Origin of the sequence: Roseibium album (assembly GCF_965233825.1) — a bacterium.
Taxonomy (GTDB): domain Bacteria; phylum Pseudomonadota; class Alphaproteobacteria; order Rhizobiales; family Stappiaceae; genus Roseibium; species Roseibium album.
The window spans coordinates 6,865,603-6,881,887 of the sequence record NZ_OZ247583.1; the positions used below are offsets into that span (position 1 = coordinate 6,865,603).

The window sequence follows — 16,285 nt, forward strand, 5'->3', positions numbered from 1 at the left end:
GGGATGCGCGCGGAGCTGTTCACGAACGACTACAAGACAACTCCATATTGGCAGGATATTGCACCGAAAGTGGCGGTGCCGGAAACTTCCCTGCCCGACGAGATCGACATCCTCGTCATCGGCGCAGGTTACACCGGACTGAACGCGGCCCTCCAGACTGCGCGCGAGGGCCTCGGCACCCTGGTCCTCGATGCGGAACACCCGGGCTGGGGCTGTTCCATGCGCAATGGCGGCCAGCTATCCACGAGTTTGAAACCATCCTTTTCGAAGCTTGCCAAAAGGTATGGAACCGACCTTGCAGTAGCACTCTGCCAGGAGGGCCAGACGTCTCTCGATTACATGCACGAACTTTCCAGCCAGGAGGGTCTTGACCTCGGCCTGCAGGAAGTCGGTCGCTTTCACGGAGCGCACAAACGCCATCTCTACGAGTCCCTTGCGAGAGAATGCGAGCCGGCACATCCAGTGTGGAAGACCGATGCATTCATGGTCCCGAAAACCGAGATGGCATCCGAGCTCGGAACCGATGCCTATCACGGTGGCATGGTTCTGCCCCGGCACTGCAGCATTGATGTTTCCAGATACCTTCCCTCACTCCTGAACAAGGTTCTCTCGGTGGGAGCGATCGTCCGCGGCAATTGCCGGGTGAACTCGATCGAACGTTGTGGAAATGGTTTCAAGGTGACAACGAGCGCGGGCAGCCTGAAGGCAGGCCGGATCATTCTGGCAACCAACGGGTATTCAGGAGCGCTGTCCCCCTGGCATCAGCGCCGGATAATTCCGATCGGCTCCTACGTCATCGCCACGGACGAGATACCGAAGGAAACAATCGACAAATTGTTCCCAACCGACCGCGTGCTCTCGGACACGCGCAAGCTCGTCTACTACTACAGGCTGTCACCCGACAGAAAACGGATCCTGTTTGGCGGACGTGTATCCCTGCAAGAAACCGACCCGCACAACAGCGCGGCGAAGCTGCACAAAGACATGGTTGCGCTGTTTCCCGACCTGGCAGACGTCAGGGTCAGCCATGGGTGGATGGGATTTGTCGGCTATACCTTCGACACGCTGGCACATTGTGGGGAGGATGACGGGCTCTATTTTGCAACGGGATATTGCGGCTCCGGGGTTGGCATGGCCAGTTATCTTGGCATGCGGATGGGCCGGAAAGCCGCCGGCACCGAAAAGACGCCGTCGGCGTTCGAACGTATTTCCTATCCGACACGACCGCTCTACACGGGAAAACCGTGGTTCCTGGCTCCGTCTGTCCTGATCTACCGACTGAGGGACAAGCTGGGGGTCTGACCATTTCCCGAACGCACGGTACCGACGGGTTCTGTAGCGCAGCGAAACTGGCACCGATTTGCGCCTCATCTCGAGGTCGTCGAAACTGGGAATTACGGTAAACTGTGCATTCACGGGATGCGTGAGCGCGATAAACAATAATTGCAGAATTAACAAATAGTTATGTTTTGATTTTTTCGCTATCTGATAGACTAGAGACAACAACGAATGACAATTCTCCTTGTTCCGGGGCGGGATATGCTCACCCCTAGCTGACATGCGAAGTGTTGATAATATCGACGCTTCTGCTTCACTCTGGCGATGCAGGCCGAAGGCGGGAAATGACACGGGACACTTCCAGAGATATTGATATTGAAATGGGAGAGCGCCGTCAGATTACGGCCCTGTTCTATGACATGGTCGGTTCCACGACCATGGTCAACAACATGGATATCGAAGACTTCCGTGAAATCCAGCAAGCGGTTCACCAGGCTGCGCACCGCGCACTTGCAGCGTATGACGGACATCTGGACCTTCTGATGGGCGATGGCGGGTCGGCCTATTTCGGCTATCCCGAGCCAAATGAAGATGCCCCCTTTCAAGCGGTGTCAGCCGGACTGGCGATCTTGCGCGAGTGCACAAAAGTCCAGGAGAATTTTGACGAGGCAATAAAAATCAGAGTTGGAATTGCAACCGGAACCGCGGTGGCCGGAAAGGCCGGCAGCGGTGCGCTTGCAACCCGCGATGAGATTGTCGGAATCGCACCAACGCTCGCAGCGCGCATTCAAGGTGAAGCGAATGTCGGAACGGTCGCCGTGTCCAATGCGACTTACAAGGCGACGCGCAAACTGTTTCACTACGAAAGCCTTGGAGCACGGGAGCTGAAGGGATTCAATGAACCCCATGCTCTCTGGCAGCCTCTGGGACGGAGAAAATCGAACGATCGCTTCGAGACATTGCGAAACAAGTCTCAACCGTTTCTGGCTCGCGAGTCCGAATTTTCACACGCCGAGTTGCGCTGGAAGGAGGCGTTTTCCGGCAAGGGGCAGGTTCTTTACCTGCATGGAGAACCCGGGATCGGCAAATCCCGTCTATGCCACCAGGTCGTGGAACTTGCCCGCAACGACGACGCGCACGTGCTCGACTTTCAGTGTGAGCCGGCGAGCCAGGATACACCTTACTACCCGGTGGTAAGGAGCCTGCGCACGGTGCTGCAAAGGCATGACCCTGATTTTGATTTCGAAGCGCCATCTGCCGACGCTATCAGGACCACCCTGTCTCTGCCGGGGGATCATCCAGCCGAGTTTTTCGAATCCATGGCATTTCTGATGGCACCGCTTTCGCAGACAGCTCATGGAGTTGAACCGGACAAGACTGGTCCGGCGCATTCCGCAGTCGAGACGCTGGTCGATGCGGTTATGGCAATCGCGAGCGCAAAGCCTTGCGTGATGAAGATTGAAGACCTGCACTGGGCGGATAGCCAGACACTTGAGATCGTTTCACAATTACGGGCTCGCATAAGATCCTCCCCCGTCTATGTGATTGTCACGTCCAGAAACCCGCCCGAAAGAGAATGGAAAGACGCGGAGAACTTTTCTGCGCTTCAGTTGGCGCGATTGAATTCGGACAGCATCGTTGAGTTGATCCAGAACCTTGCAGGAGCTTCACATCTGCCGTCCAGGCTTGTTGAGGCAATAACTGCACGATGTGACGGCGTGCCGCTCTTTGCAGAAGAGTTGACGCGGTTCGTTTTGGACCGGGGTGCGGATGACGCCCTTGATGAGAAGATGTGGGAAAAACTGTTTGAGTCTGATGAGACGGCAAGTCTTCAGGATCTGCTCGCGACCCGTCTTGGCGCCCTCGGATCCGCCAAATTCGTGGCCCAGGCAGCCAGCGTGATCGGCAGGAGCTTCAACGTCCTCACATTGGTCGCGCTCCTGTCGACAACAGGAACGTCGGCATCAGCGGAAGAAAGCCTCCAACAGCTCGTTGCTGGCGGGTTCATCGAACAGCAGGCGAGTGATATCGAGCATTCCTATCGGTTTCGCCACATGCTGGTGCAACAGGCGGCCTATTCCGGATTGCTGCGATCGAACAAGCGAACGCTTCATTCCGCACTCTATAAGATCGTTACCCAGAACGATGAGCTTGGCAAAACCTTTACCAGCGCTGAGCTGGCCCTGCATGCCGAGCATGCGCAAATGCGCGAAGAAGCCATCAGGCACTATATCGATGCCGCCAGATCCGCTTCGTCCCAATCTGCATTGAAGGAAGCAAGGGCGTTGTTGGTCCATGCCAGGCAGCTCACTGTGAAACTCAGGGACAAAACGGCTGCGGACACACTTGAGCTCGAAATCGTCAAACTGCTGGGACCGGTCGTGGCGACTATGGATGGAACAGGCTCCGAAGAGGCTTCCAAACTTTATCAGCGCGGTGTTGAACTCTTGCATGAGCACCCGGAGACAGACCGCTCCGCAGGCTTTCCGCTCTACTGGGGCTGGTGGTTTACCGCACCCGACTTCCAGGCCCAGCGCGAGCGGGCCGAGCTTATACTTGCTGATCTGGCCGGTTCCAACAATCAGGAAGTCGAGTTGCAGGCCCTGCACTGCAGGTGGGCAACCGCGTTCAATACGGGACAGCATACAGACTGCATGGAGGCGATTTCAAAAGGCCTGGAGCTCTATAGCGAAGACGAAGCGCTCGACCACAGGACGCGATATGGCGGCCATGATGCACGTGTTTGCGGGCTTGGCGAAAAGGCGCTGTCCTCCTGGTTCATGGGGCAGACGGAAACTGCTGTTCGATACCTGGATGAAGCCGATCGATGGGCCCGGCATATCGATCATGTCGGCAGCAACTGTCACGCTCTCGATATTGCAATCATGCTTCATCGCTATCGCGGCGAAATCGATCAGGTCGCGCTTCTTGCGCGCCGGATGCGTGAAGCTGCCGATGAACATGACCTCAAATCTCTTGAGGCCAAAAGCCTGATATTCGGCGGCTGGGCAAATGGAATGGCAGGAGATCCGTTTCATGGACGAGAGTCTCTTGCGCAGGGTCTTGCGATCCAGCAGGAAATCGGCACCGAAGAGGATTTCCCCGTCTATCTGGAAATGGCCGCAGAGCTGGATGGACAACTTGGACAGCAGGAAAAAGGCATTCGGCTCGTAAGCTCTGCAATTGAACGCGCCGAAGCTGCCGGCCATGCGTTCTGGCTTGCCGAACTTTACCGCCGCCGCGCACGCCTGACCTCTGCCTCCGGATCAAATGAGACTGAAGTCGACGCTGATCTTTCCAGAGCGGAAGATATCGCCAGACAGCAAAATGCAAGCGTGCTGGTTCTCCGAACACTGACGGACAGGATAATGCTTCTGCCGGAGCGGACCACTGGTCAACACCGCAGTGACGCGGCCAGCTTCCTGAAACAGCTCGAAGCCGGCCGCGAACGCGATCGCGCCTTGGCACTTCTGCCCGGGTCACGGGGCTGACACCGTGTCCGAATGTGATGCGCCAGACCAGGAATCCCAGCACAGGAAATCGAGTTTTCAGCGCCGGTTTTCTGCAGACACCTTTCTTGAGCGCCTGACGCCGCATTTGCAGTCATTCGGGATAACACGGCTTGCTGACGTTACCGGCCTTGACCGTGTGGGGGTTCCCGTCGTTCAGACGATCCGTCCTCTTGCCAGATCCAACATCGTCAGTCAGGGAAAGGGATTGACGTTGGCAGAGGCCGCTGTGTCGTCGGCGATGGAATCACTGGAAACTTTCGCCGGGGAACAGGTCGACAAGATTGGCAATCGCAACGCCACGCCCGGAGAAACATATGGCCCTGCGGCCGCAGAAATTCTGTGCCAGCATCTTCTGCCCGACGCAGATGACAAATGGCAAGAAACCGGGATGCCCTTTGTCACCGGAGCAGACGTCTTGTCCGGCGCGCCCGTCCCCGTACCGGCTGCACTTGTCAGCACCGACTACACGCCAGCTTCACCTCATGCGGATACACCCTTTCAAAGAACGACAACCGGACTTGGCGGCGGCGCAACCCCGGACGAAGCCCTGCTGCACGGATTGTTCGAAACGCTTGAAAGGTTCAGCACCGCCAAAGCCACCCAGACACACGGTTTCTTTGAAAAGACGCGCTTCGATCCTGATCAGTTCATGGACAGCAACAGCCGTCGCCTTGCGGGAAACCTGAAGGACGCAGGTATTCTCTTCGCCGTTCATGAATGTCCTGCAGTACAAGGCTTGCCGGTCATTTGGGCCCGTCTTCTTGATGCATCCGCCTCTCCAACATCGCTTCCCTTTTGTGCCGACGGATTTGCCTGCCGTGAAACGGTAGCAGATGCGCTCACTGCCGCTCTCCTGGAAGCGGTCCAAACCAGGGTTTCGGTGATCGCAGGCGGGAGGGAAGACATAACCTGGCAGTACTATCCCCGGCGGCCGGACGAAGACCTGATCGCGTTCGAGCGCGCGCAAATGCATCGCAAACCGGCAGGACGACCTCCCTTGTCCGGAGCACCACTCAGCAAGACACCCTCCGATCTGGCCCGGATGCTCAAGGAAGAAGGACAGCAGACCGTTGCCGTGCCACTGATGTCGAATTCGGAAATTCCGCTATTCATCACACGGGTTGTCACGCTCGGCATTCCGAATGCGGAGGGCAACTGAACAGATGCGTCACGTTGTTGTCTTCGCAGGGCCAAGTCTCGGGCCGAACGGACTGCCGGAAGGATTGGACGCCGAGATACTTGGCCCCGCGGCCCAGGGGGACATTGTTGCAGCCGTCCAGCAAAACGAAAAATGTGTAATCGCGCTGATCGACGGTCTGTTTCAGGGTGTGCCCGCCGTCAGGCACAAGGAAATCCTTTGGGCACTCGACCAGGGTGCACTGGTCTATGGTGCCGCCAGCATGGGCGCAATGCGAGCAGCCGAGCTGTCGCTCCATGGTATGCAGGGACGCGGTCTCGTTTATCGGTGGCTGCGCAGATATTCGCTTGTACCGGACGATGCAGTCGCGGTCTTGCATGCTCCGCAGGAATTGGGCGGGGGAGCGATTACAAATGCACTGGTAGACCTCAGAATGAGTTTCAAACGCGCCCTGCGAGCCGGACTGGTCGATCGCGCAACTGCTGACGACCTTGCGAAGATCGCCGAGAAGCTGCACTACACGAGACGAACAATGCCGAATATTCTGCGCGACGCCGCCAGGCTTCGGCCCGAACTAGCGGATCTTGATCTCCGGATATTGAACAGGTCTCAAAAGCAACAGGATGCCGAACTCCTCCTGCACGAGCTTCGCGACCGGCAAAAAGACGGAGTTTGGCCGGTCCTGGCATCTGTTCCAAAGTTTTTCGCAACTGATGTCTTTCTTCATGACATGGTTGCGGGTGGTTTTTCATTGGACACGCTAAAGGTTGATTGATAGCCTCTAGGAATTACCTAGCGTTAAATCGAAAAACTCCAACAGGTCCATAATAATATCGTTCGTTAGGGGCAAAAACATAACAATAAAATTTTCGCGGCGAACGCGTACTTCTTGTATCCACGACACCGGTTTGTCCGGCTGGTTTACATCCGATTTATCGAGGCCAAATTGAGTATCCATCTGGACCAGCGAACAATCTCACCAAAGACAGGCAGTCTGGGAACGCGGTTTCTGATCTATCCTCAGGTTCCCCATCTTGCCGGTTATGAGAAGCCGGAAACAATCTGGATCAGCACCCCTCCGAACGAAATCCAGGCTGGCCCGGCCGACCAGCGCATGTATGTGGTCGATCCGCTGTTTGAGAAACCGGTTTACGAGTATCCCTATCAACCGCCTTTCGTCGGTGAGCGCTTTCCACCGACCGAGGCCGGTCCCGACGGGCATTTTGATCACCTTGACCCGGGCAGCCGGCAATTCGTCTGTGCTCATGTCTTCGCATCGCTCAGGCGTGTCCTGGACATTTGGGAGAGCTATCTCGGTCACGATATCGTCTGGCACTTCGCGCAAACCTACGAGCGCCTGGAAATCATTCCACAAGTGAACTGGAACAACGCCCAGTCCGGTTATGGATACATGGAATTCGGAACGGAACGGGGTAACAGCGAAGATGTTTTCCCATACGCACTGAATTTCGACGTGATTGCGCATGAGTTCGGTCATGCCATAATTTTTGCGGAAATGGGCACGCCCAATGGAATGGCAAGCCGTGAGTATTTTGGCTATCACGAAAGCGTCTCAGATCTTATCGCGCTCATCTCTTTGCTTCATTTCGACAGCGTGCTCGACCGGCTGCTGCAATCGACGCAAGGCAACCTGTTGACAATGAACGAACTCAACAGGATCGCGGAACTTGCGGGCGACAAGCAGATCCGCACTGCAAGCAACGACCGGAAGATGAGCACGGTCAGTGACGCGGTCCACGACCTGTCCAAGCCGTTTACCGGCGCCATGTTCGACACGCTTGTGGAACTTTATCATCGAAATGCCGTGGACCGGGGATTTGTCGATCTGCCTCTGGATGTAAGCCATGACCGGCTGTTCGAACTTGATCACCATGAAATAGAGCTGATAGGCGACCGGTTCGCAGAGGCATTCGATGCCCGGTCCTTCCTGCTCAAGTCAACGCTCGAAGACGCCCGTGACCTGTTGGGGTCAGCAATCGCAAGATCCTGGGCCACTCTGGATCCCAATACGCTCACCTATGCAGTCGCGGGAGCCGCGATCGCGGACCAGTTCGACGCAATGGGCGCACCGGAAGCTGGAGATATCCTTATGGAAAATCTTGAATGGCGGGAAATCGTCGTCCGAGCCTGAGCCAGACGTGGAAACATCGACAAAAACTCTTCAATGGGGGACTAACAAATGACAGATCAGAATTCCAACGACCAGCTTCCGACAATTCAGCCGGATAAGTTTTATGATCCGTCCGAGATCGTTCTGGTAGGCATGAATATTTCAGGGATCAACAGCCCCAGGGCCGCGGATGTCAAGATTGACACCGAAGGCAGCAACAGCTTCAGCCGCATAGCCCTTCAGCTCTGGCATACGCCAAATTGCGAGCTGGCTCTTGTCAACGCCTATATCTACGAGGGCAGGAAATACGAGCTGCCCAAGCCGAAAATCATGGTTGTATCGGGAAAGGGAGAGGAACTCCCGGGTAATTATTTTCCGAACAACCGCCCCCTCAAGTTCTGGCGGATGAGCAAGTTGGCACGCACAGCCGAAGTCACCGTCGAGGAAGGATTGCTGGAGACACTGGTTCTGGAAGCCAATCTGCCTGGCCGCCGTTCGCCGAATTCCTACGCGGCCAATATGCAGATGGCACACAGGTCCGGGCGTCTGAATTCCTGATGGCGGTCGCCTGACGGAGTGTTGGCTTTCGCACGATGCCGCAGTCACTCACACGCTGCTGTCGCGGCTGACTGGCGCACCGGCGATGAGCAGCAAGGGCCAAGACAGATAACGGGCGTACAACGAAAACAATTCCGGCAGGTCGCAACTGGCTTCGAAACAAACCCAGAGGCTCCGGACCGGAGGAGATCAACCTCAAAGGTGAACAGATGGCAAAGGCCAAGACCTTCAACATTGAAGATTACGAACCCTACGAACCAGGGGAATTCATCATCGAAGACATGGCGGCGAACGAAATCGGGGCACCTGCCCTTGTTCCCGGCATCATGCATGTCGTCGCAATCGGGTTCGTCTACATTCCCGGGCACAACGTCGCCGGCAGCAAGCGGGTGACGGTGAAGACCTTCGCCCTGGAAGACAACCTGGCGGGTAACGTCTCTCCCGTCACGGATTTGAAACTGGCATTTGACGGCGGCAATTACACGGGGCAGATGCCCATCCAAAACCCGTTTCGCGTTGAGCAGGAATTTCTGATGAAAGTCAAACTCGAGGCTGACAAGAAGGGTGTCGATGGCGGCTTTCTGAGAGTGATTTTCTATTACGACCACGAAGCTGCCGCCTGACGACGTCAGCCACAGGACACAAAAGTCAAAGGCGCGCAACAATTGCACGCCTTCGCATCAGTCAGATATCGAATTTGACGCCCTGTGCGAGCGGCAATTCCGCTGAGTAATTCACTGTCGACGTCTGGCGGCGCATGTAGCCTTTCCATGCATCCGAACCGGATTCGCGGCCGCCACCGGTTTCCTTCTCTCCACCAAAGGCCCCGCCAATCTCCGCACCCGACGGGCCGATATTGACATTGGCGATACCGCAATCTGAACCGGTTGCTGACAGAAAGGTCTCCGCTTCGCGCATGTTGAGTGTGAAGATGCAGGACGACAGACCCTGCGGCACATCATTTTGCAGATTGATCGCTTGCTCCAGATCCTCATATTCCATGACGTAAAGGATCGGGGCGAAGGTTTCCGTCTTCACAGTCTCGGTCTGACCGGGCATGTCGACAAGCGCCGGGGCAACATAGGCACCGCCCGGCACGCCTGCAGTCACCGCATCACCTCCGTAAACGATACCGCCCTCGGACCTCGCCTTGTCGAGCGCAGCCTGCATGGCATCGCGCGATGCGTCGTCGATCAGTGGTCCGATCAGCGTTCCTTCCGCGCGCGGGTCGCCAATCGGCAGGCTGCCATATGCTTTGGCCAGCTTGGTCACGAGATCGTGCTTGATCGATTTGTGAACGATCAGCCGGCGCAACGAGGTGCAGCGTTGTCCGGCCGTGCCAACGGCCGAAAAGACAATTGCGCGGACCGCCATTTCCAGATCCGCAGAAGGTGCGACAATCATGGCATTGTTTCCGCCGAGCTCCAGAATCGGCCGGCCCCAGCGGGCGGAAACCTTTGGGCCGACGATGCCACCCATTCGGGTGGAACCCGTCGCTGACAGGATCGGAACGTCTTTTGACGTTACCAGGGCTTCACCGATGTCGGCACCACCGATAACAACCTGCATCAACCCCTCCGGCGCATCGGCACCGAAGCGGCTAACCGCCCTGTCGAAAATCTTCTTGCAGGCCAGCGCGGTGAGCGGCGTTTTCTCCGAAGGCTTCCAGATGACCGGGTTGCCGCACACAAGCGCAAGCGCCGCATTCCAGGACCAGACTGCAACAGGAAAGTTGAAAGCGGTGATGACACCGCAAGGTCCCATCGGGTGCCAGGTCTCCGACATCTTGTGACCGGGACGCTCTGACGCGATGGTAAGGCCATAAAGCTGACGTGACAGACCAACGGCAAAGTCGCAGATATCAATCATCTCCTGGACTTCACCAGCCCCTTCGGAGGTAATCTTTCCGGCTTCCAGTGTCACGAGGGCGCCGAGTTCGTCTTTTGCCGCCCGTAGTTCCTCACCCAGCAGACGAACCAGTTCGCCGCGCCGCGGCGCCGGCAGGACCCGCCACTTGCTGAATGCTGCTCGCGAGCGCGCAATCACGTGTTCCATATCTGCCGAAGGCGTTTCGGCCACCTTTGCAACTTCAGCTCCGTCGATCGGTGATCTGACCAGCAGACCACCGCCTGCAAGCTCGTTCTCGGCAAATCCGAGCGCACTTAGAACCTGTGCGTGCTCCATGATTTTCTCCCTTCAGCGCTTATCTGTTGTAGCGAGCGCCGTTCTTCGTTTTCAAAAACGCTTCCAGCGGTACATCTTCCTGCTTCAGGAAACCCCGGGCAGGAAGTGTGCCGTCCCTCACCATCTCGATAATGGCGACGACCGAGGAAGCCGTTGTCCAGGCGATTGCAGTGCGTTCCTTGCCGGCAATTTCGACAGGCTTCAGGCCGCGCACGAATTCCTTGCGCTGCGTGCGCCCATCGACCTCGCCTTCCGCCGCGACGTGGATATAGACGATATCGTCACTGACGGGCGGCTTGGCGTTGACCAGGATCTCACCGGCTTCCAGTCGCCGGTCACGCATCAGAAGTTCGTGGAAAAAGAAGTTCATCAGCTGCACGTGGCCCGGATATCGCATGGTCTTGTAGTCCATGTTCGGAACCCGTTCGCGATAGGTTTCACACATGGTGCCAAGCCCGCCGGACGTGGTGAAGGCCTCGAGCTCTATGCCGCCGATGACGATTTTCTCGATCCACTCCATCGGCGAAACCCATTTGATTTCGCCATCTTCAAGGACTTCGCAATCATTGAGATACTCGTTCACCACACCTTCGGGAGACCAGTTGAAGGAATAACCCATAAGGCCCGTCGGATTCTGCGGCAGGGCACCGACGCGCATGCGGCAGGAACGGCACGAGTCAAAATCCTCGATCAGGCTGGCTCCCACGATTCCCACGAAGCCCGGCGCAAGGCCACACTGCGGTGCCATCAGTCCCTTTGAGGACTTGGCAAGTTCCATGATCGCCTTGGTGGTCGGCACGTCCTCGGTCAGATCGAAATAATGCAGGCCCAGCTCATGCGCCGTACTTGCAACGCCGACATTGAGGAAATACGGCAGGCAGGACAGGACCGCGTCGAACTCCGACAAGGCGTCCTTCAACCTGTCCAGATTGCCGACATCAACCTGTTTCGTTTCGAACGGCAAGGTGCTCATGACGTGGGTATCAAAACCCGTCACCGCAAAGCCGCTTTCATGAAGCAACTCGCTTGCAAGCGTACCGACCTTGCCTAGCCCGAGAACCGCTATCTTTTTCATGTGCGATTTTTCCCTGAAGAATTTCTCCGATCAGAATACTCGCCCTTGACCGGCACAAAAACACCTGAAAAATAGTTATATTCATGACTATTACTCATATCTTTGGATAATTTGATGGAACGCGACATACCGATCCCCAGCATTTCGGTCCTCCGCTGCTTCGAGGCCGCCGCCAAACACCAGAGCTTCACCGCAGCCGCGGAAGAGCTCGGATTGACGCAGAGCGGCGTCAGCCGTCAGGTCAAGGAATTGGAGGACCAGATCGGTGCAACACTCTTTCGACGGGAAGGGCGGGGCATTCGGCTGACCCAGGCCGGCAGATCCCTGGCAGACGGCGTTTTCTCCGACCTTTCAAGATTGCGCAGAACGATCAGTCTGGCCGTCGCTGCGGGTGAGACCCAGGAGATCCTGACGATTGCGGCCCTGCCGACATTTGCCACCCGTTGGCTTGTGCCGCGCTTGAGGGACTTCAAGATCCGACGCCCCAATCTGAACCTCATGGTCTACAGCCGCTCCGAGCCGTTCGATCTCGTCGAACTGGGAATTGACGTAGCAATCCATTTTGGCGCCAACGACTGGCCCGGCGCGAAACTCAGTCCGTTGTGTCCGGAAGACCTGATTGTTGTCGCTGCACCTGCGCTTCTGGAAACCCATCCAGTGGTGAGTAAGGCAGACATTCTGGAAATGCCCTTGCTTCACATGACCTCCCGGGCGCACCTATGGAAGGCCTTTCAAAAAACGGTTCAAGACGCGACCGCGCATGTTCAGACCGGCAGTTATTTCGACCAGTTTTCGCTCGTTATCTCGGCGGCGGCGAATGGAATGGGCGCGGCCATTCTGCCGACATATCTGATCGAAACCGAACTCGCGTCCGGCGACCTTGTCAATCTGGCTTCCGTTCAGGACGGATCGGGTCACAACTACTATCTTGCAACCCCGGCCGGCGAGCTCAGCCCGCCTGCCGCCGAGTTCCTGACCTGGATCCGCGGACAGGTCAGCCGGAGGGTCAGACCTCTCTAGGTGACGCCTCGCTTCAACCTCGTCGGTAGAGGCAATGTGCGCCTAGATATTTTAAGCTTAAAATTTCAGCCTTGAAACAAATTCGAAAACGTGTTTCGCTGTGAGCGTCGACATTGGGAGGAGCAAATGAGGACTGTGTTGTTGAGGGGTGACCCGAGCGGCCGTAACCTGACACGGCGCCTCACCGACAAAGTCGCAGGGAGCCTGGGTGCATGAGCGTTTCAGGGCGTCACGCCGTCGTTACGGGTGGCGGAACAGGCGTCGGTGCGGCCTGCGCGCACTACCTTGCTGAAAAGGGTGCCCGCGTGACAATCCTTGGCCGGACAGAAGAAAACCTCGCCGCACAATCCCTTCCCTATCAGGTCTGCGACGTAACCAAAATCGATGATGTCGAACGGGCGTTCGGTGCAGCGCGCGAACTCGCAGGCCCGATCGAAATCGTCATTGCGAATGCGGGGGCTGCAGAAAGTGTCCCCTTTGCCAATATGAAGCCGGATGTGCTTCAGGCCCTGCTGGCCGTCAATCTGATCGGTGTCTCCAATGTCTGGCAGGCCGCGCTTCCGGACATGAAATCATCAGGCGGGGGTCGCATGATTGCAATCGCTTCAACTGCCGGATTGCGGGGGTATCCATATGTGAGTGCCTATTGTGCTGCCAAGCATGCCGTCGTCGGCCTGACCCGGGCGCTCGGCAAGGAACTCGCCAAAACCGGAATTACCGTGAACGCGATCTGTCCAAGCTTCGTTGAAACACCCATGCTCGAACGCTCCATATCAAAAATAGTCGAAAAGACGGGCCTCAGTCGGGAGGACGCAGAAAACACGCTTAAAGCCGACAATCCCCAGGGCCGCTTCATCCAAACGGACGAGGTTGCCGAGATGGCATACTGGCTTTGCACGAATGGAGCCCGGTCCGTCAACGGCCAGGCACTCAGTCTCGCGGGAGGTGAGTTGTGACCTCGGACACGGAATCCCTTTCCAAGGCACGTTTGCGCGTCTGGTTGAAACTCCTGAAGACCGTAAACGGCATTGAAGGCGAAATCCGCCGCAACCTTCGGGACGGTCACAAGACGACATTGCCGCGTTTCGACGTCATGTCCGCTCTCGCCAGGTTTCCCGACGGATTGAAAATGAGCGATCTCTCTTCATTCCTGAAGGTCTCGAACGGCAACGTGACCGGCATTGTCGACAAGCTGACGGAAGAAGAACTCGTTCAGCGGGTCCCGGTTCCCGGCGATAAGCGCGCTCAGATCGCCCGGTTGACATCGAAGGGCGAGGCCGAATTCGAAACGCTCGCCGGATATCACGAAGGCTGGATCGACACGCTGCTGGATACGTTGGCGATGGAAGATCTCGAAACCCTTTCCGATACTCTCGAAAGAGTGCTCACCCAAGGCACTGAAAAGGAGCGCGCGGATGCGTAGCGACGTCAAACATTTTCGCTGTGAAATCGCCGACGGAATCGCGCGAATAGCGCTCGACAGGCCGGAACGGAAAAATCCACTCACCTTCGAAAGCTATGCAGAACTGCGCGACTGGTTTCGCGATCTTCACTATGCGGACGACGTGCATGCCGTGGTGATCATGCCCAATGGTGGCAACTTCAGTTCCGGTGGAGATGTCCATGACATCATAGGTCCGCTGACCCGCATGTCCATGAAGGAACTCCTCGCCTTCACCCGCATGACGGGCGATCTGGTGAAAGCAATGCTTGGATGCGGAAAGCCGATCATTTCGGCCGTCGACGGAATCTGCGCAGGCGCCGGCGCCATCATGGCGATGGCGTCCGATCTGCGGATCGCAACACCGGACGCCAAGGTCGCCTTCCTGTTCAACCGCGTGGGCCTTGCCGGCTGCGATATGGGGGCCTGCGCGATCCTTCCCAGGATCATCGGGCAGGGACGCGCCGCCGAACTTTTGTATCTCGGTCGCTCCATGAAGGCGGACGAAGGCCATGCCTGGGGTTTTTTCAATGCGGTGGTTGAAACGGGGGACCTTGAGGCGACTGCCTTGAGCATGGCCGGACGTATTGCCTCCGGACCGACATTTGCAAATTCAATGACAAAGACGATGCTTGCCCAGGAATGGTCGATGAGCCTGGATCAGGCGATCGAGGCTGAAGCACAGGCCCAGGCGATCTGTATGCAGGGCAATGATTTCCGTAGAGCCTACGAGGCCTTTGCCGCGAAGGAAAAACCCGTTTTCGAGGGCGACTGATGGCAGACAAGACTTTCCTTACCTGGCCGTTCCTCGACGACCGGCACCGCGCACTTGCAGCCGATCTGGAGACTTGGGCCGAGGCAAATCTGGACCACCTTGATCACAGCGACACGGACACGGCCTGCAAACACCTGGTCGCCGACCTTGGTCATGCCGGATTTCTGCAACACACCGGGTCACCGGGTGGCACCCTGGATGTTCGCAGTCTCTGCCTGATCCGCGAAACGCTCGCGCGCCATGACGGGCTCGCTGATTTCTCATTTGCGATGCAAGGTCTCGGAACGGGTGCAATTTCCCTTTTCGGCACCGATGCACAAAAGCAAGAATGGCTTCCGCTCACGCGAAACGGAAAGGCGATTTCCGCGTTTGCCCTGACCGAACCGCAATCGGGGTCTGACGTCGCCAACTCGACCATGACCGCAGAAGATGACGGCGACGCCTATGTGCTGAACGGCGAAAAGACCTGGATCTCCAACGGCGGGATCGCCGACATTTACACACTGTTCGCCCGAACAGGCGAAGCGCCCGGCGCAAAGGGGCTGTCTGCCTTTTTGGTGACACCGGATGTTTCAGGTTTCGAGGTCGTCGAGCGTCTGGAAACCATCGCACCGCACCCCCTGGCAACACTGCGTTTCACGGACTGCCGTATTGCCAAATCCAGCCTGATCGGCACACCGGGCGCGGGTTTCAGGATTGCCATGTCCGTACTGGATATCTTTCGCTCAACGGTCGCCGCCGCTGCGCTGGGGTTTGCCCGCCGGGCACTCGACGAGGCCCTGCACCGGGTAACGACCCGGAACATCCAGGGAGCTCCGCTTTTTGATCTTCAGCTTGTCCAGGGACATATCGCCGACATGGCGCTGGACATCGATGCCGCGGCTCTCCTGATCTACCGCGCTGCCTGGGCCAAGGACAGTGGCGCACCACGGGTCACGCGCGAGGCAGCCATGGCCAAGCTGTTCTCCACTGATCAGGCACAACAGGTGATCGACAAGGCGGTTCAGCTGCACGGCGGTGATGGTGTACGCTCGGGCACAACGGTCGAAAAACTGTATCGGGAGATCCGGGCCCTGCGCATTTATGAAGGCGCCTCCGATGTTCAGAAAATCATAATTGCGCGCCAGACCTTGCAGCAAATCGTCTGAATTCGAACCAGAAAGAGAGACAGGA

The 16,285-nt window shown here is 57.1% G+C and carries 14 protein-coding genes; 12 read left to right on the forward strand and 2 right to left on the reverse strand.

Going from position 1 to position 16,285, the window contains the following annotated elements; translation table 11 throughout:
• Positions 1-3: 3 nt before the first annotated feature.
• The 7 genes from ACO6TI_RS31515 (at position 4) to ACO6TI_RS31545 (ending at position 9,240) form a co-directional block, all read left to right on the forward strand.
• Positions 4-1,302, forward strand: coding sequence for an FAD-dependent oxidoreductase (locus ACO6TI_RS31515; RefSeq protein ID WP_422384069.1), 1,299 nt, complete (start codon positions 4-6; stop codon positions 1,300-1,302).
• A 320-nt stretch (positions 1,303-1,622) separates the two neighbouring features.
• On the forward strand, positions 1,623-4,769 hold the full coding sequence (locus ACO6TI_RS31520; protein ID WP_422384070.1) for an ATP-binding protein: 3,147 nt from the start codon (positions 1,623-1,625) through the stop codon (positions 4,767-4,769).
• 4 nt (positions 4,770-4,773) lie between these two features.
• Positions 4,774-5,949 carry a YcaO-like family protein gene (locus tag ACO6TI_RS31525; RefSeq protein ID WP_422384071.1) on the forward strand — a complete coding sequence of 392 codons (1,176 nt, stop codon included), beginning with the start codon at positions 4,774-4,776 and terminating at the stop codon, positions 5,947-5,949.
• Positions 5,950-5,953: 4 nt separating this feature from the next.
• Complete coding sequence (locus ACO6TI_RS31530; protein WP_422384072.1) at positions 5,954-6,703, forward strand: TfuA-like protein; 750 nt, start codon at positions 5,954-5,956, stop codon at positions 6,701-6,703.
• Positions 6,704-6,874: 171 nt separating this feature from the next.
• Positions 6,875-8,080, forward strand: a complete 1,206-nt coding sequence (locus ACO6TI_RS31535) for a hypothetical protein (RefSeq protein WP_422384073.1) — start codon at positions 6,875-6,877, stop codon at positions 8,078-8,080.
• A 48-nt stretch (positions 8,081-8,128) separates the two neighbouring features.
• Positions 8,129-8,617 carry a hypothetical protein gene (locus tag ACO6TI_RS31540; protein ID WP_055113386.1) on the forward strand — a complete coding sequence of 163 codons (489 nt, stop codon included), beginning with the start codon at positions 8,129-8,131 and terminating at the stop codon, positions 8,615-8,617.
• 209 nt (positions 8,618-8,826) lie between these two features.
• The gene (locus ACO6TI_RS31545) at positions 8,827-9,240 is read left to right on the forward strand and encodes a hypothetical protein (RefSeq protein ID WP_422384074.1); all 414 of its coding nucleotides are present in this window, start codon (positions 8,827-8,829) and stop codon (positions 9,238-9,240) included.
• Positions 9,241-9,301: 61 nt separating this feature from the next.
• Here ACO6TI_RS31545 and ACO6TI_RS31550 read toward each other — a convergent pair whose 3' ends face one another.
• The gene (locus ACO6TI_RS31550; RefSeq protein ID WP_422384075.1) at positions 9,302-10,801 is read right to left on the reverse strand and encodes an aldehyde dehydrogenase family protein; all 1,500 of its coding nucleotides are present in this window, start codon (positions 10,799-10,801) and stop codon (positions 9,302-9,304) included.
• 19 nt (positions 10,802-10,820) lie between these two features.
• The gene (locus ACO6TI_RS31555) at positions 10,821-11,876 is read right to left on the reverse strand and encodes a saccharopine dehydrogenase C-terminal domain-containing protein (RefSeq protein WP_422384076.1); all 1,056 of its coding nucleotides are present in this window, start codon (positions 11,874-11,876) and stop codon (positions 10,821-10,823) included.
• Positions 11,877-11,990: 114 nt separating this feature from the next.
• Between ACO6TI_RS31555 and ACO6TI_RS31560 the strand changes: the two genes are divergently transcribed.
• The 5 genes from ACO6TI_RS31560 (at position 11,991) to ACO6TI_RS31580 (ending at position 16,260) form a co-directional block, all read left to right on the forward strand.
• Positions 11,991-12,896: a LysR substrate-binding domain-containing protein gene (locus ACO6TI_RS31560; protein WP_422384077.1), complete on the forward strand. Its 906-nt coding sequence runs from the start codon at positions 11,991-11,993 to the stop codon at positions 12,894-12,896.
• A 212-nt stretch (positions 12,897-13,108) separates the two neighbouring features.
• Positions 13,109-13,852, forward strand: coding sequence for an SDR family NAD(P)-dependent oxidoreductase (locus tag ACO6TI_RS31565; protein ID WP_422384078.1), 744 nt, complete (start codon positions 13,109-13,111; stop codon positions 13,850-13,852).
• Positions 13,849-14,319 carry a MarR family winged helix-turn-helix transcriptional regulator gene (locus tag ACO6TI_RS31570; protein WP_422384079.1) on the forward strand — a complete coding sequence of 157 codons (471 nt, stop codon included), beginning with the start codon at positions 13,849-13,851 and terminating at the stop codon, positions 14,317-14,319. Before ACO6TI_RS31565 ends, ACO6TI_RS31570 begins: the two co-directional genes overlap by 4 nt.
• Positions 14,312-15,112, forward strand: a complete 801-nt coding sequence (locus ACO6TI_RS31575) for an enoyl-CoA hydratase family protein (RefSeq protein WP_055113399.1) — start codon at positions 14,312-14,314, stop codon at positions 15,110-15,112. Before ACO6TI_RS31570 ends, ACO6TI_RS31575 begins: the two co-directional genes overlap by 8 nt.
• Complete coding sequence (locus ACO6TI_RS31580) at positions 15,112-16,260, forward strand: acyl-CoA dehydrogenase family protein (RefSeq protein WP_422384080.1); 1,149 nt, start codon at positions 15,112-15,114, stop codon at positions 16,258-16,260. Before ACO6TI_RS31575 ends, ACO6TI_RS31580 begins: the two co-directional genes overlap by 1 nt.
• Positions 16,261-16,285: the final 25 nt, after the last annotated feature.

Excerpts from the sequence above, each read along its gene's own strand:
- ACO6TI_RS31515 (WP_422384069.1), top strand. The coding sequence starts at position 4 with ATGCGCGCGGAGCTGTTCACGAACGACTACAAGACAACTCCATATTGG.
- ACO6TI_RS31530 (WP_422384072.1), top strand. The coding sequence starts at position 5,954 with ATGCGTCACGTTGTTGTCTTCGCAGGGCCAAGTCTCGGGCCGAACGGA.
- ACO6TI_RS31575 (WP_055113399.1), top strand. The coding sequence starts at position 14,312 with ATGCGTAGCGACGTCAAACATTTTCGCTGTGAAATCGCCGACGGAATC.
- ACO6TI_RS31540 (WP_055113386.1), top strand. The coding sequence starts at position 8,129 with ATGACAGATCAGAATTCCAACGACCAGCTTCCGACAATTCAGCCGGAT.
- ACO6TI_RS31520 (WP_422384070.1), top strand. The coding sequence starts at position 1,623 with ATGACACGGGACACTTCCAGAGATATTGATATTGAAATGGGAGAGCGC.
- ACO6TI_RS31580 (WP_422384080.1), top strand. The coding sequence starts at position 15,112 with ATGGCAGACAAGACTTTCCTTACCTGGCCGTTCCTCGACGACCGGCAC.
- ACO6TI_RS31545 (WP_422384074.1), top strand. The coding sequence starts at position 8,827 with ATGGCAAAGGCCAAGACCTTCAACATTGAAGATTACGAACCCTACGAA.
- ACO6TI_RS31565 (WP_422384078.1), top strand. The coding sequence starts at position 13,109 with ATGAGCGTTTCAGGGCGTCACGCCGTCGTTACGGGTGGCGGAACAGGC.
- ACO6TI_RS31560 (WP_422384077.1), top strand. The coding sequence starts at position 11,991 with ATGGAACGCGACATACCGATCCCCAGCATTTCGGTCCTCCGCTGCTTC.
- ACO6TI_RS31550 (WP_422384075.1), bottom strand. The coding sequence starts at position 10,801 with ATGGAGCACGCACAGGTTCTAAGTGCGCTCGGATTTGCCGAGAACGAG.
- ACO6TI_RS31555 (WP_422384076.1), bottom strand. The coding sequence starts at position 11,876 with ATGAAAAAGATAGCGGTTCTCGGGCTAGGCAAGGTCGGTACGCTTGCA.